Here is a 20,229-nt window from a genome sequence, read left to right as displayed (position 1 = left end):
ACACGTAAGCGAATTGGCGATGGCGGGCGCTTGCCAATTCGTCTCGGACGGGCGAAACAGCTTCTCCGACCAAACGCCAGCGGAGAACTGCGTTGAGCATAAGAGGCAAGGCCTACATTGCCGGCATCTACGAACATCCCACGCGCCACGCGCCCGATAAATCCATCGCCCAGCTGCATGCCGAAGTCGCCAAAGGCGCGATCGAAGACGCCGGCCTGACCAAGGACGACATCGACGGTTACTTCTGCGCCGGCGATGCGCCGGGCGGCGTGATGGCGATGGTTGATTATCTCGGCCTCAAGGTGCGCCATTTCGACTCCACCGACACCGGCGGTTGCTCCTATCTGGTGCATCTCGGCCATGCCGCCGAAGCGATCGCCGCGGGCCGCTGCTCGGTGGCGCTGATCACGCTGGCCGGCAAACCGCGCACCGGCGCGCTGCCGCCGCGCCCCGTCGGCGCGGAAGGCGACTTTGAACTCGCTTACGGCGCCACCACGCACAACGTCTATGCGATGTGCGCGGCGCGCCACATGCACGAGTACGGCACGACGTCCGAGCAACTCGCCTGGATCAAGGTCGCGGCTTCGCATCACGCGCAGTACAACGAGCATGCGATGCTGCGCGACGTCGTCACCGTCGAGGACGTCCTCAACTCGCCGCTGATCGCCGATCCGCTGCATCGTCTCGACTGCTGCGTCGTCACCGATGGCGGCGGCGCGCTGATCGTCACGACCGAAGAGATCGCCCGCAGCCTGAAGCGGCCGCTGGTGCGGATGATCGGCGCGGGTGAATCGATCAAGGGCCCGCGCGGCGGCAAGGATCTCGATTTGACCTATTCGGCCGGCGTGTGGTCCGGCCCGGCGGCGTTCGAGATGGCCGGCGTGACGCCAAAGGACATCAAATACGCGTCGATCTACGACAGCTTCACCATCACGGTGCTGATGCAGCTCGAGGACCTCGGCTTCTGCAAGAAAGGCGAGGGCGGCAAGTTCGTCGCCGACGGCAACCTCATCTCGGGCGTCGGCAAGCTGCCGTTCAACACCGACGGCGGCGGTCTGTGCAGCAACCACCCAGTCAATCGCGGCGGCATGACCAAGCTGCTCGAGGCGGTGCGTCAGCTTCGCGGAGAAGCTCATCCCAAGGTGCAGGTGCCGAACTGCGATCTCGCCTTGGCTCACGGCACCGGTGGCATGCTCGGCATCCGCCACGGCGCATCGACCTGCATTCTGGAGCGCGTGTGATGAACAGCCCCGTCAAATATCCCGCGCCTCAGGGCAATCCCGAAACCAAGCCGTTCTGGGATGCGGCGAGCGAAGGCAAACTGCTGATCAAGCGCTGCATGGCCTGCGGCGAGGCGCATTACTTCCCGCGCGCGCTGTGCCCGTTCTGCTTCTCCGACCAGACGGTGTGGGAAGAGAGCAAGGGCGAGGGCGAGATCTACAGCTTCAGCCTGATGCGCAAGTCGGCGACCGGTCCCTATGCGATCGGCTACGTGACGTTGAAGGAAGGCCCGTCGGTGCTGACCAACTTCGTCGATTGCGATTTCGCTTCGCTGAAGATCGGTGCCAAGGTCAAGGTGGTGTTCAAACCCAGTGACGGCGGCGCGCCGCTGCCGTTCTACACGGTGGCCTGATCGCGCTACAGCCTCACCACGTCATTGCGAGGAGGCGAAGCCGACGAAGCAATCCAGCGACGGTGCTCGGTGCTCTGGATTGCTTCGCTGCGCTCGCAATGACGGTTAGGCCTTGGTCTTCGTCAAAGAGTCAAACAAAGGAGAAGCCGATGTCGGCCCGCTATGACGAACTGATGGCGCTGAAGAGCGTCGGGCAGAAGTACACCTACACCGACCGTGACGTAATGCTGTACGCCTACGGCATCGGCATGGGCGCTGACCCGATGGACGAGAAGGAGCTCGCCTTCGTCAACGAGGCGACCTACACGGAACGTCCGCTGAAAGTGGTACCGACCTTTGCGTCGGTCGCGGCGTGGGGCGCGGGGCCGGGCGAGATGAACCTCAACCGGCTGCTGGTGGTCGACGGCGAACGCGACATCACCTTTCACCGGCCGATGCCGGTCGCGGCGAACATCACCGCGGATTCCAGCGTCGTGCAGGTCTACGACAAGGGCAAGGACAAGGGCGTGGTGATCCGTCACCAGACCGTGCTGCGCGATGAGACCGGTGCGGAACTGGCGACGCTGCTCGCCTCGCGCTTCGCCCGGGGCGACGGCGGCTTCGGCGGTCCGGCGCTGGAACAGCCCGAACCGCACAAGATGCCGAGCCGCGCGCCGGATCGCAGCATCGATATCTCGACGCGGCCGGATCAGGCGCTGATCTATCGGCTGTGCGGCGACCGCAACCCGCTGCATTCCGATCCGGAATTCGCCAACAAGGCCGGTTTTCCGCGGCCGATCCTGCACGGCATGTGCACCTACGGCATCACCTGCCGCGGCGTGCTGCAGACATATGCGGACTACGACGCCGCTGCCTTCAAGCAACATGCAGTGCGGTTCTCGTCGCCGGTGTATCCGGGCGAGACCGTGACGATGGATCTGTGGAAGGACGGCGACGTGATCTCGTTCGAAGCGCGGGTGAAAGCGCGCGACGTTACGGTGATCAAGAGCGGCCGCTCGGTGCTCGGCTGAGACGATTGCGACCGTGCCCCGGACAAGGCGCATTGGCCGCGCAGCGGCAGATGCGCCGCAGATCCGGGGCCCCGGTTCCTGCAGCGCGGCACTAACCGGGGTCCCGGATCGTCGGTTCGGCGCTGCCGCGCGGCACCTTGTCCGGGACACGGGATTTTCTTGCACGATGGTGCTATCCAGTGCGCATCCAGACTGACCAAAGGCACATCGTATGAAGCTGACCCCCGACGCCGCCGGAACGTTCGCCATCGCACCGACGCCGTTCCACGACGACGGCCGGATCGACGACGCATCGATCGACCGGCTGACCGATTTCTATGCGGAGGTCGGCTGCGAGGGCATGACGGTGCTCGGCATCTTGGGCGAGGCGCCGAAGCTCGACGCCGCCGAAGCGCAGGCGGTGGCGACCCGCTTCGTCAAGCGCGCCAAGACGCTGCAGGTCATCGTCGGCGTCTCCGCGCCGGGCTTTGCCACGATGCGCGCGCTGGCGCGGGCGTCGATGGACGCCGGCGCCGCCGGCGTGATGATCGCGCCGCCGCCGAGCCTGCGCACCGACGAGCAGATCATCGGTTACTTCCGCCAAGCCGCTGAGGCGATCGGCGACGACATTCCCTGGTGCCTGCAGGACTATCCGCTGACGCTGACGGTGGTGATGACGCCGAACGTGATCCGGCAGATCGTCATGGACAATCCCTCCTGCGTGATGCTCAAGCACGAGGACTGGCCTGGGCTCGAGAAGATCACCAAGCTGCGCGGCTTCCAGAAGGACGGTTCGCTGCGGCCGCTGTCGATCCTGACCGGCAACGGCGGCTTGTTCCTCGACTTCGAGATGGAGCGCGGCGCCGATGGCGCGATGACCGGCTATTGCTTCCCGGACATGCTGGTCGATGTCGTCAAGCTGTCCAAGGCCGGCCAGCGCGATCTCGCGCACAATCTGTTCGACGCGCATCTGCCGCTGATCCGTTACGAGCAGCAGCAGGGCGTCGGCCTCGCCGTCCGCAAATACGTCCTGAAGAAGCGCGGCATCATCGCTTCGTCGGCGCAGCGCAAGCCGGGCTCGGCTTTGAGCGACACGGCGCGCGAAGAAGTGGACTATCTTCTTTCACGACTCGCCCGGATCGACGAGCGTGCGGACCTTGAACAACGCGCCAAAGCAGCGGAGTAATCGATATGGCGAATGAAGCGCCGGTCGCTCGTCCTGCCTCCACCATTCTGTTGCTGCGAGATCGTACGGACGGCTTCGACGTCTTCATGATGGTTCGGCATTATCAGATCGAGTTCGCCTCCGGCGCACTGGTGTTCCCGGGCGGCAGTGTCGATGCCGGCGACCGCGACATCATCGGCCAGCCCGAACTTTACGAGAGCGGAGCGCAAGGCGAGGGGCCTTCGCTCGAGTTTCAGATCGCCGCCATCCGCGAGACCTTCGAGGAGAGCGGCATCCTGCTAGCGCGGCCGCGCGGCAGTGACCAACTCGTCGCGGCATCGCGTGCGAGCGAGATCGAAGCGGCGCATCGCACCGCATTGTGCGAGGGCAAGATCTCTTTCGCCGAGATCCTGGCGACCAACCAGCTCGTGCTCGCGCTCGATCTGCTGGTGCCCTATGCGCACTGGATCACGCCGGAGAGACTGCCGAAGCGGTTCGACACCTGGTTCTTCCTCGCCGAAGCGCCGCCGGAGCAGCTCGGTATGCACGACGGCAAGGAGTCGACCGATTCGATCTGGCTGTCGCCGCGCGAGGCACTCGAAGGTGGCAACAGCGGACGATTTACCCTGCCGTTCCCGACGACGCGCAATCTGATCAGGCTCGGTAAGCAGCCGAGCGTCCGCGACGCGCTCGACTATTCGCGCGGGCAGAACGTCGTGACGGTGATGCCGATCATGGGCCGCGACGGCGACAAGCGCACGCTGACGATTCCGGCCGAGGCCGGTTACGACGGCGAAGTGTTCGAATTCAACGGCAATTAGCTATGTTTCGCCGCTGTTTCGCGGGTCGTTGAGATCTTTCTCCAGTACCGATTGTAGTCTCGTCAGGGCGCTACTACCCACGTCGCGTTGCAGCGTGACCTTGCTGCGTTGCGGCGATACTATCGAAATAGACGATCGCGCGCGTCTCGTCAGTTGACGCATTCCAGAACGCGCGCAACACTCTCGTCAGGCCCGTCAGAGGCCATAGGGAGTGAACGCATGAAACGACCTGCCGATCGGGCGCGGGCAGCGCACCGATTCCTCCGCACGCATTCGTCCGCGCGATTTTTTCCGAGAGACTTGAAGGTCGGCGCCGCCGTGATTGCGGCCGCGCTGCTGGTTCACGGCGCAGCCTTCGCACAAGGCGCGAAGGGCTCGGCCGATCACATTCGCTCCGTCACCGGCGCGATCGACGGCGCGGCGATCGTCGCCAACGCCAAGGCTACTAACGACTGGCCGAGCTATGGCCTCGATTACGCCGAGACCCGCTTCAGCAAGCTCAACCAGATCAACACCGACAACGTCAAACAGCTCGGCCTGAAGTGGAGCTACAATTTGCAGTCCGAGCGCGGTGTCGAGGCGACGCCGCTGGTGGTCGACGGCATCATGTTCGTCACCGCGTCGTGGAGCGTCGTGCACGCGATCGACACCCGCAGCGGCAAGAAGCTGTGGACGTTCGATCCCGGCGTCAAGCGCGAGAACGGCTATCGCGGCTGCTGCGACGTCGTTAACCGCGGCGTGGCGTTGTACAAGGGCAAGGTGTTCGTCGGCGCCTATGACGGCCGGTTGATCGCGCTGGACGCCGCGACCGGCGCGAAGGTCTGGGAAAAGGACACGCTGATCGACCACGAACATTCCTACACCATCACCGGCGCGCCGCGGGTGTTCAACGGCAAGGTGGTGATCGGCAACGGCGGCGCCGAATACGGCGCGCGCGGCTACGTCACCGCTTACGATGCCGAGAGTGGCAATCAGGCCTGGCGCTGGTTCACCGTGCCGGGCGATCCGTCGAAGCCGTTCGAAGACGAGTCGATGGAGAAGGCGGCCAAGACGTGGGATCCGGCCGGCAAATGGTGGGTCGGCGGCGGCGGCGGCACCACCTGGGACACCATCACGTTCGATCCTGAACTCAACATGGTGTACATCGGCACCGGCAACGGCTCGCCGTGGAATCGCCATCTGCGCAGCCCGGCCGGCGGCGACAACCTGTATCTCGCATCCCTGGTCGCGCTCAACGCCGACACCGGCAAGTACGTCTGGCACTATCAGGAAACGCCCGGCGACAACTGGGACTACACCTCCACCCAGCCGATGATCCTGGCTGATCTGACGATCGACGGCCAGCCGCGCAAGGTGATCCTGCACGCGCCGAAGAACGGCTTCTTCTTCGTGGTCGACCGCACCAATGGCAAGTTCATCTCGGCCAAGAACTTCGTCGATGTGAATTGGGCCACCGGCTACGACGCCGAGGGGCGGCCGATCGAAAATCCCGAGGCGCGTTCGGCCGACAAGCCGTTCGACGCCATCCCGGGGCCGTACGGGGCCCACAACTGGCACCCGATGTCGTTCAACCCGCAGACCGGTCTGGTGTATCTGCCGGCGCAGGGCGTGCCCGTCAACCTCACGGGTGAGAAGGCGCTGAACCAGAACAAGATGGAGCCGTTTAAGTTCGGCAGCACCACCGGCTGGAATCTCGGCTTCTCGCTGAACGCCACCCCGCCAAAGAACCTGCCGTTCGGCCGGCTCGTCGCCTGGGATCCGGTGCAGCAGAAGGAAGCCTGGCGCGCCGAATACGTCTCGCCATGGAACGGCGGCACGCTGACGACCGCGGGCAATCTGGTGTTTCAGGGCACCGCCGACGGCCGTATCGTGGCCTACAATGCCAAGAGCGGCGAGAAGCTCTGGGAAAGTCCGCTCGGCACCGGCGCGGTCGCGGCGCCGGCCACCTACATGGTCGACGGCGTGCAATACGTCTCGATCGCGGTCGGCTGGGGCGGCGTGTTCGGCATCAGCGCCCGTGCGACCGAGCAGGAGGCACCGGGCACGGTGTACACCTTCGCGGTCGGCGGCAACGCGCCGATGCCGGCTTTCACTAAGTACCAAATGGGCAACCTGCTGACCGGCGTCGAGTACGATCCCAAGGACGTGCCGGAGGGCACCGCGATCTATGTCGCGGCCTGCGCCACCTGCCACGGCGTGCCGGGCGTCGACCGCGGCGGTAACGTCAAGAACCTCGGCTACAGCACGACCGACAAGATCGCCAACCTCAAGCAGATCGTGTTCAAGGGGCCGTTCCGCGAGAAGGGCATGCCGGATTTCACCGGCAAGCTGACCGACGCCGACGTGGTGAAGATCCAGGCCTTCATCCAGGGCACGGCCGACGCCATCCGGCCGAAAAAGTAGCCGCAGCGGCTGCACCTTGTCCTCCCGCCGCGCCATCGGCGGGGGGACCTCAGGCTTCCAGCAGGATCGATCCTCGACCAGCGGCCCTCCGATCCTCGCCCGACATTGTGGCCGGCGGTCCGGCGCTGTACCCTTCGGGGCGACTTTGTGGGATAGTCGCCGGACGGGAGCAGCGGTTTCGCCATCATGCCCAACGCCATTTCAGCGTTCATCCAGAGCGTGAGGTCGCGCACGCTCTCGATCCGGCAGATGACGTTCGGCAGCTTCCTGCTGCTGCTGACCATCATCACGATGACCAGCGTCGGCAGCGTCGTCGCCATCCGCCATATCGACAATACCTTCGGCGAATTGCAGCGGTTGCAGATTGTCGGCGATCTCGCCGAGGAGATCGAGCGCCGGATGAGCGAGCTGCGCTTCGCGGCCCGCCAGGTGGTGAGTGAGCCCAGCGCGCAGCCTGCCGGCAAGGTGTTCGAAGCCGCTTCGGCGCTGACCGAACTGCTGAAGAAAACCCGGCTCGAGATCGACGCCGACCAGCAGGAAATGATCGACGGCGTCACCGCGCGGCTCGGCAATTATCGCGACGGCCTCGAACGCATCACCGCGCTGATGCCGCGCCGGGCCGAGATGATCGCCAGCGTACCGCCGCTCCGCGATGCGTTCGAGGCGGTCGTCACCGGCCTGCGCGATCGCACGCTGGCGGCGGCGCTGCACGGCGAGCACAGCAAGATCGCCGCGGCGCTGTTGTCGCGGGATCTGCCCGGCGCCGGCGAAGCGGCGCGGCGGATGCGGGCCATTCCGATTCCCGACCCGGCCGCCGCAACCGCAGTCCGTGATTATGCCGATGTGATCATCTCGACGACCGCGGTGGAGCAGGAGATCGCGACGCTGGATCGCAACGTGCTCGGCAGCGAAGGGCGGCTGATCGCGCGGGTGACCGAATTGCTGCGCGACGTCAGCGCGCGCCGCGGCCGGGTGCTGTCGCGCGATCTCGCCAGAACGCTGACGGAAGACAAGTGGCAGAGCATCGTGCTCGGCTCCGCCGGCGTGCTGGTCGGTCTGATGGCCGCGGCCTTCGTGGTGCGGCGAACGGTGGGACCGCTGACTGCGATCACCGCGGCGATCCGTTCGCTCGCGGCCGGTCAGCAATACACCGCGATCCCGGCGACCGATCTCAAGAACGAGATCGGCGACATCGCGCGGGCCGCCGAGGTGTTTCGGCGCACGCTGGTGGAAGCCGACACCGCCCGCGAGGCCGCGGTGCGGGCGCTGGCCGAGCAGCGGCTGGCGGAGGAGAGCTATCGCAAGTTGTTCGAGGGCTCGATCGACGGCATCTACGTCACCACGCCGGAGGGCGCTCTGCTCAACGCCAATCCGGCGCTGGCGCGGATGATGGGGTACGAAACGCCGGCGGACTTGATGCGCGGAGCGGCCGACATCGCCGGGAATATTTACGTGGAGCCGAGCAAGCGCGACGAATATCGCGAACTGATGGAACGCGACGGCATGGTGCGCGAGTTCGAGTACCAGGCCCGCAAGCGCAACGGCGAAGTGCTGTGGCTGTCGGACAGCGCCAGCGCGATCCGCGACGAGACCGGCACGGTGGTGCGCTACGAGGGCGCGGTCCGCGACATCACCGATCAGAAACGGGCCGAAACCGCGGTGGCCGAGGGCCGCCGGCTGCTGCAACAGGTGATCGACACGGTGCCGGCGGTGATCAACGTCAAGGACACCGAACTGCGCTATCTACTGATGAACCGCTATATGGCGACCATCTTCGGCGTCGATCCGCGAGACGCGATCGGCCGCACCACCGCCGACCTGATGTCGCGCTACGGTTCGCACAAGACCGACGCCAACGACAAGAAGGTGCTGGCAACCGGCGAAGGGCTCGGCTTCTACGAGGAAGAGTATCGCGACGTCAGCGGCGCGATGCGGCAGTGGCTGGTCAACAAGATGCCGCTGAAGGATGCCGAAGGGCGGATCGAGCGCATCGTGACGGTCGCGCTCGACATCGGCGAGCGCAAGCGCGGCGAGCTCGAGATGCGCCAGGCCAAGGACGCCGCGGAAGCCGCGCTACGCAATCTGCGCGAGACCCAGCAATCGCTGATCGAAGCCGAAAAGCTGGCGGCGCTCGGGCGGCTGGTCGCGGGCGTCGCCCACGAGGTCAACAATCCGGTCGGCATCAGTCTGACGGTGGCGTCGGCGCTCGACCGCAAGGCCGCGGTGTTCGTCGCTGAAGTCGAGCGCGGCGAGCTTAAACGCTCGCGGCTCAACGAATTCCTGTCCAGCACGCGAGATGCCTCGGCGCAGCTCGTCGCCAATCTCAACCGCGCCGCCGAACTGATCCAGTCGTTCAAGCAGGTCGCCGCGGACCGCAACTACTCCGATCAGCGGATCTTCGATCTCGGCGACCTGACCGAGCAGGTGGTGATGAGCTTGCGGCCGGGCCTGCGCAAGCAGAACCTGACGTTGAACGTGCAGTGCGAGCCGGGCCTGGCGATGAACTCGTATCCCGGACCGTACGGGCAGGTGCTCACCAACCTGTTCCTGAATTCGGTCGCGCACGCGTTTCCCGATGGTCGTCCTGGGACGGTCGAAATCGTGGTGCGCGCCGCGGGTCCGAACGCCGTCGAGATTCTGTATTCGGACGACGGCTGCGGCATGAGCCTCGACGTGCGGCGGCGGGCGTTCGATCCGTTCTTCACGACGCGGCGCGATCAGGGCGGCACCGGCCTTGGCCTGCACATCGTCTACAGCATCGTCACCAATCGCCTCGGCGGTCGGCTCGAGCTGGTGTCCGAGCCCGGCAATGGGACGCGGATCCAGATGATCCTGCCGCGGGCGGCGCCGCGCGAGGTCGACGACGCACCCGTCGCGAGTGCGCGCGCCTGAACGCGTCTCGGTGGGCTGCCCGCCTGCACAAATCTCCGGCAATGGCAGGGTTCTTGCTTCGCGGTTCTCCATGCCTCAATCCAAGAGCCGGAGCCGTCGATGCAGTCCGCGTTCGCACCTCAGCCCCATCGCACGGTCGAATCCTTTCAGAGCGGCGTCAGGCAGGTCTGTGGCGCCTATACGGTGCGGACCGCGCGGGCGGGGCAAGGCGGCGAGTTTCCGTTCGCGGCCCGGACGGGCCTGCTGCGCGGCGAAGCGGGCGCGGAGCTCGCCTATGTGCGCCTCGCCGGCGTCGAGGTCGAGCGTACCGCAGCTCAGATCCGCGCCGACTTTGTCGATCACTTCGTGCTGACGATGCAATGCTCCGGCTCGGCCGAGATGACTCAGGGCGGCGCGACCGCGCTGCTGCGGCCGCGCGACATCTTCGTCAGTGACGCGACGCGGCCGAGCCGCTTCAGCTTCGCCGGAGACGACGCCGAGCAGATCTCGCTGCATATCGCGCGCAGCGAGGGGATGGGCCGATTGGGCAAGCTGCTCGATGGACCGACCCTGATCCGGGGCGACAGCGGCTTCGCGGTGGCGTTGAAGGTCCTGATGCTGCGCCTGGCGCGGCAGATCGCCGATGCCGGGACTACGCACGCTTCGGATGCGGGCGGCGCCAGTGGCCGGATCGAGGACGACGCGTCCACGCATCTGCACGAGGCGCTGTTCGCTGTGCTCGCGAGCGCATTGCTCGAAGCCAGGACCGGCGGCTACGCCTCGCGCGACACCCATGATCGGCTGTACGACGAGGCGCTGTGCATCATTCATCGGCACGCGAGCGATCCGGCGTTCGGAGCCGGCGAGATCTGTCGCGAGCTCGGGATCAGCCCCCGGCAGTTGCAGCGCAGCTTCGCCCGTCACGGCGACAGTGCGCGCGAGCAGATTCTGACGACGCGGCTGGAACGGGCGCGCCGCCGGATCCTGAATGATCAGGCGCTGACCGTCAGCGAGATCGCCTACAGCTCCGGCTTCAACGATCTGTCGTTCTTCTACCGCGCCTACCGTCGGCATTTCGGCGCGGCGCCGGGCGAACGGCGTTGATCGCTGCGGCCATTCGGCAGCTCTGACGCGCGCGCGTCGCTTCAGTCCCAAAGGTCGGTCGCTTCGGTCGATGTCTCGGGCGGCGCGGTGGTCCTAACTTCTCCGGCGCATCAAACCGGAGAAGGGGAGCCATGAACCAGCAGATCCAGCAAAGCGCGCTCGACGGGCCGCTGTTTCCGATGATGATTGGCGGCCAAGCCGTGGTGACCGGCAGCAGTTTCGCCGTGTTGAATCCGGCCACCGGCGAAATCGTCGGCTACGCGCCGGAGGCCGAGCCGTCCGACCTCGACGCTGCCGTCGCCGCGGCCGCGGACGCGTTCAGAAGCTGGTCGGCCGCCGACGACTCCGTCCGTGCCGCAGCGTGTCTGGCGATCGCCGACCGCATCGAGGCACATGCCGAGGAATTGGCGCGGCTCATCACGCTGGAGCAAGGCAAGCCGCTCGCCGGCATCGGCTCGATGTTCGAAGTGCAGGGCGCCGTCGGCTGGAGTCGCTACACCTCGACCCTGTCGCTGGCGCCCGAAGTGCTGGCGTCGGGCGAGGGCGGGCATGTCGAGAAGGTGCGCAAGCCGCTCGGCGTCGTCGGCTCGATCACCCCGTGGAATTGGCCGATGCTGATTGCGGTCTGGCACATCCTGCCGGCGATCCGCTCCGGCTGCACCGTGGTGTCGAAACCGTCGCCGTTCACGCCGCTGTCGACGCTGCGGCTGGTCGCGCTGATGAACGAGGTGCTGCCGCCGGGTGTCGTCAATATCGTCACCGGCAGCGACGGCGCCGGCAATCTCGGCGCCGCGATGTCGGCGCACGCGGGCATCCGCAAGATCGTCTTCACCGGGTCGACGGCGACCGGCCAGCACATCATGCGCTCCGCCGCCGACACGCTGAAGCGGCTGACGCTCGAACTCGGCGGCAACGACGCCGGCATCGTGCTGAACGACGTCGATCCGCAGGCGATCGCCGAAGGTTTGTTCTGGGGCGCCTTCATCAACGCCGGCCAGACTTGCGCGGCACTGAAGCGGCTGTATGTCCACGCCGACGTCTACGACGCCGTCTGCGAGGCGCTGACCGCGTTTGTTGCCAACGTCCGCGTCGGTAATGGTCTCGACGACGGCACGATGCTCGGGCCGATCTCCAACAAGATGCAGTTCGACAAGGTGGTCGCATTGGTCGAGAGCGCCAAGACCAAAGGGCGCGTGCTGATCGGCGGCACGCCCGGCGAAGGCCTGTTCTTCCCGCCGACGCTGATCGCGGATCTCGAGAACGGCGATCCGCTGGTCGATCACGAGCAGTTCGGCCCGGTGCTGCCGATCATCAAATTCACCGATGTCGAGGAGGCGATCGCCGCCGCCAACGCCAATCCTGCAGGTCTCGGCGGATCGGTCTGGTCGGCCGATCCGCAGAAGGCGCGCGGTGTGGCGGCGCGGCTCGAATGCGGCACGGCGTGGATCAATCAGCACGGCATGATCCGTCCCGACGCGCCGTTCGGCGGCACCAAGATGTCCGGCCTCGGCGTCGAGTTCGCCCAGGACGGGCTGCACGAATACACCGATCTCCAGATCGTCATCTCCTGAGGGCAGCGTCATGACCGACAAGATGAACCGTCGCCAATTCATCGGCCGCACCGCCGTCGCGGCCGGCGTTCTCACCGTCACCGGCGGACTTCCCGGCGCGTCGATCAACACCGCCGAAGCACTGGATGCGAGCTACGACTACATCATTTGCGGCGCCGGCAGCGCCGGCTGCGTGCTTGCCAATCGCCTGACCGAGAACGGCGCACGCGTGCTGCTGATCGAGGCGGGCGGGCCGGACGACAGCGAGAAGATCTCGACGCCGATCCGCGTCATCGAACTGTGGAATTCGCCTTACGACTGGGCGTATTGGACGACGCCGCAGAAGCATGCCAACAACCGCCGCCTGTACTGGCCGCGCGGCAAGACGCTCGGCGGGTCGTCGTCGCTCAACGGCATGATCTATGTGCGCGGCGCGCCGACCGATTACGATCGCTGGGCGAAGTGGGGCAATGACGGCTGGGATTGGAAGAGCGTGCTGCCGTATTTCCTCAAGTCCGAGGATTATGATGGCGAGCCGTCCGAGTATCACGCCAAGGGCGGGCTGCTGCATGTGACGTCGGAAGTGCGGCCGCATCCGGTCAACGTCGCGATGATGGAAGCCGCCGTGCAGGCCGGCCATCCGTACAACCCCGATTGCAACGGGCCGAGCCAGATCGGCGTCGGCTTCTGCGATCTCAACACCCGCGACGGCCTGCGCCAGTCCACCGCCGTGGCGTTCCTGCGGCCGGCGCTCGAACGGCCCAATCTGACGCTGATCACCAATGCGCGGGTCCACAAGGTCGAGATCGAAAACGGCCGCGCAACGGGCGTCACCTATATGCAGCAGGGCGGTATGCACACGGTCACCGCGACCCGCGAGGTGATCGTCTCGGGAGGCGCGATCGAGAGCCCGCGCATTCTGATGCTGTCCGGCATCGGTCCGCGCGCGCAGCTTGAGAAGCTCGGGATTACGGTGAAGAAGGATCTGCCGGGCGTCGGTCAGAACCTCCACGACCACACGCTGCTGCCTGTGACGTGGGAAGCCTCCAAGCCGGTGCCGCCGCCCAACAACATGGGCGTGACGCCGCTGCACGTGCAGCTGTTCGCCAAGACCTCGCCGGATCGGCCCGAGCCGGACATGCAGCCGCTCGGCCTGTTCGCGCCGTACTACGCGCCGGAGCAGGACGCCTCGGTGAAGAACGCCTTCACCTTCAACGCCGGCGGCGTCAAGCCGACCTCGCGCGGCGAAGTCCGGTTGACCTCCGCTGATCCGGCGGCGGATATCGAACTCGACATCAACGTGCTGGCCACCGACTACGACGTCGCCACGCTGGTGACCTGTGTGAAGATGCTGCGCAAGGTCGCGGAGCAGCCGGCGCTGAAGGCCTGGATCAAGCGCGAGATCTATCCGGGACCCGCCGCCAAGACCGACAAGCAGCTCGCCGATTACGCGCGCTCGGCGGTGATGTCCTATCACCACCAGTGCGGCACCTGCAAAATGGGCACCGACAAGATGGCAGTGGTCGATCCGCATCTGCGGGTTCACGGCGTCGCCGGGCTGCGCGTGGTCGATGCCTCGATCATTCCGGAGGTCACGACCGGCAACACCAATGCGCCGACGATCATGATCGCCGAGAAGGCCTCAGACATGATCAAGGCCGCGCTCGGCTGACCGCGCGCAGGGAAGGGCCTGTTCGTGCGATTGGAATCGCACGAACAGCGGCCGCATCGGCTGCCGTCGCCGGACGCCGTCAATCCGCCGGCGCGAGCCAGCGCAGGGTCGCCTTGAACAGCTGGCTCGACTTGCCGACCAGCGCGGTGCCTTGCATGGTCGCGGACGTGTCGGTCCAGGTGCCGGACACGCCGATGCCGACCGGTTCCTTCTGGCCGCCGAACAGCGGACTTTCGTCCGGGCTCGGCGTGTGCTGGCTGACGGTGACTTCGCCCTTGAAGGTGCTGCCGGACGTCACGTAGCTGCCGGTGTAGTACAAATAGGCGTCGCCGCCCAAAATCCTGCCGTTCAGGAACACCGCCACGCCACTGCCTTTGCCGGAACGGCCGTCCAGCAGATCGGCGTGGATCGAATACAGGCCATTCCTCATCGCGTCTCCCACGCCACCGCCAGGTTCGGCAGCATCCAGCAGTTGTGAAATTATGCCAAAGCTCGTTCGTAGCCGTCAACGCGGCAGGAGCGCGCGAAGCCTTTGCTGCGCTGCGACCGGACCGAGCACGCCGCGCGATCGCGGTGATCAGTCGCGATGACGGCCCGCAACGGTTCAAATCCCGTCGCATGGTTCGGGGGCATTGCCGACGATGAACGGCACAAGGCCCGACGCTGGATGCGCCGGGCCTTGTCTTGGCGATGCGACTCTCGGCGATGCGACGGCCGCGGAACTAAGCGGCCCGCACGGTGCTGAGGAAGCGTCCGACTTCCGTCTTGAGGCGGTTGCTGTCGCCGGACAGCGACTGCGCGGCGGTGAGCACCTGCGACGAGGCCGAGCCGGTCTCGCTGGCGCCGCGCTGCACGTCGTTGATGTTGGCGGAGACCTGCTGGGTGCCTTGCGCGGCCTGCTGGACGTTGCGGGAGATTTCCTGCGTCGCCGCGCCCTGTTCTTCCACCGCCGAGGCGATGGTCGAAGCGATCTCGGAGAGTTTCTCGATGGTGCCGCTGATCTCGCGGATCGCACCGACCGACTCCTGCGTCGCGCTCTGGATGCTGGAGATCTGCTGACTGATGTCGCCGGTCGCCTTCGCGGTCTGCTCGGCGAGGGCTTTCACTTCCGAGGCCACCACCGCGAAGCCGCGGCCCGCTTCGCCGGCGCGCGCCGCCTCGATCGTGGCGTTGAGCGCGAGCAGGTTGGTCTGGCCGGCGATCTGATTGATCAGTTCGACCACGTCGCCGATCCGCGCCGCCGCCTGGGTCAGCTCGCTGACTCGGTCATTGGTGACGCGGGCCTGGCTGACGGCATCGTTTGCCATGCGGGCGGAATCCTGCACCTGGCGGCTGATCTCGTTGACCGAGGAGGACAGTTCCTCGGTCGCCGAGGCCACCGACTGCACGTTGGTCGAGGCTTCCTCGGACGCCGCCGCCACCATCGTGGTCAGCTCCTGGGCGCGTTCGGCGGTCGCGGTCAATGTCGAGGCCGAGGCTTCGAGTTCGGTCGAGGCCGACGACACCGTCTCGACGATCTCGCCGACCGCGGCTTCGAAGCTGTCGGCGAGCTGGATCATTTCGGCCTTGCGGCGCTGCGCCGCGATCTGCTCCTGCTTGGCCTGAGCCTCGGCCTCTTCGCGGGCCTTCTGCTCGGCGTTCTTGCCGATGATCACCACGGTCTTGGCGATGTCGCCGACTTCGTCGCCGCGGGTCGCGCCGGGAATCTCGGCATTGGCTTCGCCGGCCGCAATGCGTCCCAGCGCGCCGTTCAGCCGCGTCAGCGGACGGGCGACGCCGAGGAAGGTGAAGATCACCGAGCCGATCAGCGCGAGCATCACGGCGACGGCCACAGCGAAGCTGACACGGTTGGCCTGCGTGAGTTCTTCATCTGCGCTCGCCTTGGCGTTGAGATAGTTCTTGCTCGATTCATCGACCGCGTCCCGCATCAGTCCCGCTGACTGATTAGCCGTCGCCAGCAGGCTCGCAGCCTGCTCCATCTTGGTGACTTCCGCCTTGAGCACCTCGTTGGTCAGGCTGAGGAAAGAGGCGACGTCGGTCGACAGTTGATCCGCAGCTGCGCTGAGCGAGCGATCGTTCGCAAGGGTCTTCAAGCGCGATAGCGCGTCGGTGACGTCCTTTGATCGAACGTCGACCAGCTTTCGCTGGCCATCTTCTCCGGTCGCGGTGAACCGCCAAGCCGCGGCACGAACCGCGTTGAAATTCGTGTCGGCTTCGAGCAGCGTCTTCTCGATCTCGAGCCGCCCCGCAATCGAAGGCGAGGCGCGCAGGGCGTCGAACGATTTCCCCCACTCGGCAGAGGCGGCGTTGCGCTTCGCCGTGATATCGAAGATCTGCTTGATCGTTGCGACCTGTGCGGCCGCCAGCGTCTCGTAGTCCCTGGCAAGCCCGCTGATCTTCTCGAGGCGGGTCTTGTTCTCTGGAATGACCGTCCGCTGCGTTGCGCCGGCGAGCTCCTTGTTGATCCGCGCGGTCATCTCCGCCAGCACTGCCGCGGCTTTGTCGACGTCCGGAATGGATTTGGCGAGCCCGATGTCGCGCACCGCGAGTTGCATCCGCCGCAGCGCGATGTTGGCTTCCAGCGTGTGCTCGTTGATGTATTGCTGGCCCGCCGCCAAAGTGTTGGCCGCGTCGATCTTGCGTTCGGCGACGATCTGGTTGACCAGCATGCCGCCGCTGAGCAGCACGCCGATCAGGCCGGCGAGTCCGAGCTTGTTACCAATGCGGTCGAATTTCATGGAGTTGTGACCTCGAATCCGGGGACGTCCGTACTGTTACAATTTCGGTTCATTCGATTAGCGAAACATGAAAACAGGGCTGCGTATGATTACCAGTGAGTTCAGCTATCAAAGTAGTCGGCTGTTAGCGTTGCTCCCGGCGAACTACGTAGATGTCGTGGGTCGCGGACCCGTTGGCACCGTCTGCGGCGCAACGTCGCGCCCGCCGTCTACCGCGACCTCGTGATCATGCGAGGCAATGTCATGTGGAGCGTCGGCAATTGACCAGCCGGGTGCGATCGTCGAAGTTCGGTGATCGTGCAAGGCGTGCGCAGGGAGGGCATCCACGTTGAGCCTGGCAACGCATCTGGTCGTGATCGATCCGCAGAACGACTTCATGGACATCCGGGCGGGCGAGGGGGATCCGGTCGGCCTTGCGCTGCCGGACGGCACGCGCTTCCGCTCGACGCTGCCGGTGCCCGGGGCGCTGGCCGACATGGCGCGGGTCGCCGCGATGATCGAGCGGCTCGGCGGGCGGCTCGGTCGGATTCACGTCACGTTGGATTCCCACCGCGTCATCGACGTCGCCCATCCGGCGTTCTGGCGCGATGCCGCCGGGGCGGCGCCGCCGCCGTTCACGTTGATCACCCATGCCGACGTCGAATCCGGCGCCTGGTCGCCGCGCCGGCCGGAGTGGCGGCCGCGGATGCTCGACTACACGGCCGAGCTGGAGCGCGCCGGCAAGTTCGTGCTGATGGTGTGGCCGGAGCACTGCCTGGTCGGGAGCTGGGGCCACAACGTCGCCGACACCCTGCGCGGCGCGCTGGCGGCCTGGGAGCGCGCGCACGGCGTTCCGACCGACTTCGTCGCCAAGGGCCTCAACACCTTCACCGAACACTACGGGGCGCTGCTCGCCGAAGTGCCCGATCCGGCCGATCCGGCAACGCAGCTCAACCGCGGCCTGGTCGCGGCGCTGCAGCAGGCCGATCTCATCGCCGTTGCGGGCGAGGCGTCGTCGCACTGCGTCGCCGCCACCGTGCGCCAGCTGGTCGACCACATCGGCGAGCCGCATGTGTCCAAGATCCACCTGCTGACCGACTGCATGTCGCCGGTGCCGCCGTCGCCGGGCTCGCCGGATTTCCCGGCCATCGCCGACCAGTTCCTCGCCGACATGGCCGCGCGGGGGCTCGTGCTGACGACTTCGGAGGCGTTTCTGAGCTGAAAGCTGCGAGCCGGCCGATCCATGGGCGGGCAGATGGCGCGCTCGGAAGGATTCGAACCTCCGACCCTCGGAATCGAAATCCGATGCTCTATCCAGCTGAGCTACGAGCGCCTGGGCTGTCCGCGGCCGCGCTGCGGTGGGACAACGGGCCGATTACAGCATTTCCGCGGGAATTTACAGGGGGCAGGCCGGAATTGCCCAGGTTTCGCTCGCCCATGTTTTCGCCGGAATGCGATGCTTAACGAATTGCAAACATTGTGAAGCCAGAGTGTCGGCCAGATGGCGCCGGGCCGCCGTCGTCCTGTCCTTCGACATCCCGATTGCCGATTGTCCATGCGAAGACTGCTTCCGTCGCTGCTGCTCCCCCTGGTGCTGATGGTGTCGCCGGCGCGTGCCGATCTGCGCATCACCCGCGACCACGGCGGCTATGTCACCGAGTACAAGGCCAAATACGAGCGCATCCGCGACCGCCGCGAGCGGGTCATCATCGACGGCATCTGCAATTCGGCCTGCACCATGGTGTTCGGCATCGTGCCGCTGAACAAGATCTGCGTCACGCCGCGCGCCAGCCTGGGCTTCCATCTCGCCTATTACGACAAGGCCTTCACTTTCGGCATCAAGGTCAACAGCTCCGAGGGCACCGACGAGCTGATGAGCTATTATCCGCAGCCGGTGAAGGACTGGATCCGCCGCAACGGCGGCCTCACCAACGAGATGAAGAAGATCAAGAACGGCACCGAGCTGTGGAAGATCGTCGACCCGTGCCCCGAGGATTTCTGATCCGGGATGCTGCGTCGCGTTGACGCATTTGGCCATTGCGGCGCGTCCGCCGATCGGGCACTCAGGACCCGCAATGACAACGTCCACCGACCATCTGGCCGCGCGCGCGGCGCCGGCCATTTTCGTGGTGCTGTGGAGCACCGGATTCGTCGGCACCAAATATGCGCTGAGCGGCGCCGAGCCGCTGACCTATCTGACGCTGCGGATGATCCTGGTCGTGGCGCTGATGGCGGTCATCGCGCTGATCGCCCGGCCGCGCTGGCCGAACCTCGCCGGGATCGGTCACAGCGTGGTCGCGGGGCTGCTGGTGCACGGCGTCTATCTCGCCGGCACCGCGATCGCGATCGCGCATTCGGTGCCGGCCGGGCTGTCGGCGCTGATCCCCGGGCTGCAGCCGATCCTGACCTCGACGCTGGCCAATCGCTGGCTCGGCGAGCGCGTCACCCCGCCGCAATGGCTCGGTCTGGCGCTGGGGCTCGGCGGCGTGCTGATGATCATGCACAACCGCACGATCAGTGGCGACGCCGGCTGGGGCTGGCTGGCGTCGGGCTGCTCGCTGATCAGCATCACGCTCGGCACGCTGTACCAGAAGCGGTTCTGCAGCGGCATCGACTGGCGCGCCGGCAACATCATTCAATTCCTCGCCGCGATGGCGCTGTTCGGTCTCGGCGCGCTGCTGTTCGAGACCCGCGAGGTGCGCTGGACCGCGGAGTTCGTGCTGGCGCTGACCTGGCTGGCGCTGGTGCTGTCCATCGGCTCGATCGGCCTGCTGTACTGGCTGATCCGCCGCTCGGCCGCGACCTCGGTGGCGAGCCTGTTCTACCTGGTGCCGGCCGTGACCGCGCTGATGGCCTTCGTGCTGTTCGACGAGCGCCTCGACGCGGTGGCGATTGCCGGCATGGCGATCTGTGCCGCCGCGGTGTTCCTGGTGAACCGCACGCGGGTGTAGCGGGGCAGGCACCCAGGATTTGCCGTCATCCTCCGCGAAAGCGGAGGATCCAGTATCCCAGAGCGTTCGTGATAACGGCACAGCGGACCAGCCAGCGCTCTGGGATACTGGGTCGCCCGATCAAGTCGGGCGATGACGTCAGAGGGTGAGGTAAGCGCTGTGCTTCCCTCTAACCTTCGCTTCAATTGTCAAACAGCCACGCCACTACGTTCTCGCGGCTCCAATGAGCCCGAGTTGTGCACCCGTCGCTTCACAGCGAGGGGTGGGGGCGCGCCGCGTGGCGCAAAGGTGGTGAGGTTCGCGATGGCTTTGCGGACCATCGCGCAACGCCTTGCGGCGCGCCCACCGCGGCG

15 protein-coding genes and 1 tRNA gene are annotated in these 20,229 nt (G+C 66.1%); 13 read left to right on the top strand and 3 right to left on the bottom strand.

Annotation, left to right across the window (positions count from 1 at the left end; translation table 11 throughout):
• Positions 1 to 92: 92 nt before the first annotated feature.
• From IP86_RS23530 to IP86_RS23485, 10 genes are all read left to right on the top strand, one after another.
• Positions 93 to 1,241, top strand: a complete 1,149-nt coding sequence (locus IP86_RS23530) for a thiolase family protein (RefSeq protein WP_054164862.1) — start codon at positions 93 to 95, stop codon at positions 1,239 to 1,241.
• Entirely contained in the window at positions 1,241 to 1,633 is a 393-nt protein-coding gene (locus IP86_RS23525) for a Zn-ribbon domain-containing OB-fold protein (RefSeq protein WP_054164861.1), read from the top strand. Before IP86_RS23530 ends, IP86_RS23525 begins: the two co-directional genes overlap by 1 nt.
• Before the next feature lie 149 nt (positions 1,634 to 1,782).
• On the top strand, positions 1,783 to 2,643 hold the full coding sequence (locus IP86_RS23520) for a MaoC family dehydratase (RefSeq protein ID WP_054164860.1): 861 nt from the start codon (positions 1,783 to 1,785) through the stop codon (positions 2,641 to 2,643).
• Between the two features lie 211 nt (positions 2,644 to 2,854).
• The gene (locus IP86_RS23515; protein ID WP_054164859.1) at positions 2,855 to 3,808 is read left to right on the top strand and encodes a dihydrodipicolinate synthase family protein; all 954 of its coding nucleotides are present in this window, start codon (positions 2,855 to 2,857) and stop codon (positions 3,806 to 3,808) included.
• Between the two features lie 5 nt (positions 3,809 to 3,813).
• Positions 3,814 to 4,608, top strand: coding sequence for an NUDIX hydrolase (locus tag IP86_RS23510; protein WP_054164858.1), 795 nt, complete (start codon positions 3,814 to 3,816; stop codon positions 4,606 to 4,608).
• A 219-nt stretch (positions 4,609 to 4,827) separates the two neighbouring features.
• Positions 4,828 to 7,011, top strand: a complete 2,184-nt coding sequence (locus IP86_RS23505) for a PQQ-dependent dehydrogenase, methanol/ethanol family (protein WP_054164857.1) — start codon at positions 4,828 to 4,830, stop codon at positions 7,009 to 7,011.
• Positions 7,012 to 7,197: 186 nt separating this feature from the next.
• A complete protein-coding gene (locus tag IP86_RS23500; protein WP_054164856.1) occupies positions 7,198 to 9,903 on the top strand; it encodes a PAS domain S-box protein in 2,706 nt (901 codons plus the stop codon).
• A 99-nt stretch (positions 9,904 to 10,002) separates the two neighbouring features.
• On the top strand, positions 10,003 to 10,986 hold the full coding sequence (locus IP86_RS23495) for a helix-turn-helix domain-containing protein (protein WP_054164855.1): 984 nt from the start codon (positions 10,003 to 10,005) through the stop codon (positions 10,984 to 10,986).
• A 131-nt stretch (positions 10,987 to 11,117) separates the two neighbouring features.
• On the top strand, positions 11,118 to 12,557 hold the full coding sequence (locus IP86_RS23490) for an aldehyde dehydrogenase family protein (RefSeq protein ID WP_197279963.1): 1,440 nt from the start codon (positions 11,118 to 11,120) through the stop codon (positions 12,555 to 12,557).
• A gap of 10 nt (positions 12,558 to 12,567) precedes the next feature.
• A complete protein-coding gene (locus tag IP86_RS23485; RefSeq protein WP_082364226.1) occupies positions 12,568 to 14,208 on the top strand; it encodes a GMC family oxidoreductase in 1,641 nt (546 codons plus the stop codon).
• A gap of 79 nt (positions 14,209 to 14,287) precedes the next feature.
• Here the strand turns inward: IP86_RS23485 and IP86_RS23480 are convergent, their stop codons facing one another.
• Together IP86_RS23480 and IP86_RS23475 are read right to left on the bottom strand one after the other, a co-directional pair.
• Entirely contained in the window at positions 14,288 to 14,638 is a 351-nt protein-coding gene (locus tag IP86_RS23480; protein ID WP_054164854.1) for a GrlR family regulatory protein, read from the bottom strand.
• Between the two features lie 292 nt (positions 14,639 to 14,930).
• Positions 14,931 to 16,946 carry a methyl-accepting chemotaxis protein gene (locus IP86_RS23475; RefSeq protein WP_054164853.1) on the bottom strand — a complete coding sequence of 672 codons (2,016 nt, stop codon included), beginning with the start codon at positions 16,944 to 16,946 and terminating at the stop codon, positions 14,931 to 14,933.
• Between the two features lie 328 nt (positions 16,947 to 17,274).
• Here IP86_RS23475 and IP86_RS23470 point away from each other — a divergent pair, with 328 nt between their 5' ends.
• On the top strand, positions 17,275 to 18,147 hold the full coding sequence (locus IP86_RS23470; protein WP_197279962.1) for a cysteine hydrolase family protein: 873 nt from the start codon (positions 17,275 to 17,277) through the stop codon (positions 18,145 to 18,147).
• A 34-nt stretch (positions 18,148 to 18,181) separates the two neighbouring features.
• On the opposite strand, the gene IP86_RS23465 is transcribed toward IP86_RS23470, so the two are convergent.
• A tRNA-Arg gene (locus IP86_RS23465) sits at positions 18,182 to 18,258 on the bottom strand.
• Positions 18,259 to 18,480: 222 nt separating this feature from the next.
• Here IP86_RS23465 and IP86_RS23460 point away from each other — a divergent pair.
• Positions 18,481 to 18,927: a hypothetical protein gene (locus IP86_RS23460; protein ID WP_054164852.1), complete on the top strand. Its 447-nt coding sequence runs from the start codon at positions 18,481 to 18,483 to the stop codon at positions 18,925 to 18,927.
• Between the two features lie 73 nt (positions 18,928 to 19,000).
• Positions 19,001 to 19,876 (top strand): DMT family transporter, encoded by an 876-nt coding sequence (locus IP86_RS23455; RefSeq protein WP_054164851.1) that lies wholly within the window; start codon positions 19,001 to 19,003, stop codon positions 19,874 to 19,876.
• Positions 19,877 to 20,229: the final 353 nt, after the last annotated feature.

This window comes from Rhodopseudomonas sp. AAP120, assembly GCF_001295845.1.
Taxonomy (GTDB): Bacteria; Pseudomonadota; Alphaproteobacteria; order Rhizobiales; family Xanthobacteraceae; genus Rhodopseudomonas.
The sequence above is the reverse complement of the archived record's forward strand: the minus strand, read 5'-3'. Positions and strand labels throughout refer to the sequence as shown.